1 pseudogene is annotated in these 305 nt (G+C 59.3%); it reads left to right on the top strand.

The window, feature by feature from the left end:
* A pseudogene (locus AF337_RS11060) lies at positions 1 to 305 on the top strand (MBL fold metallo-hydrolase); the annotation flags it as partial.

Raw genomic sequence — 305 nt, 5'->3', positions numbered from 1 at the left:
CCGGCATTTGCTGCAACACCGCTGGAGCCGACGGTCGGCTTCTATAAATTCAAGGTCGGCGATATCGAGATCACGGCAATCTACGACGGCATCTGGAGAAAGCCGCATGACCCGGCCTTCATCAAGAATGCCTCGATCGAGGATACCAAGGAGGCGCTATCGAAAGCCGGGCTTACCACCGAGTTCATGCCGATCCCGCTGACTGTCGTGGTCCTGAAGCTCGGCAACCGCCTGATCATGATGGATGCCGGCTCGGGCGTCGGCCAGTGGCAGGAAAATGCCACCCATCTGCCGGCGAACATGGC

Source organism: Rhizobium ecuadorense (genome assembly GCF_001187535.1).
Taxonomy (GTDB): Bacteria; Pseudomonadota; Alphaproteobacteria; order Rhizobiales; family Rhizobiaceae; genus Rhizobium; species Rhizobium ecuadorense.
The sequence above is the reverse complement of the archived record's forward strand: the minus strand, read 5'-3'. Positions and strand labels throughout refer to the sequence as shown.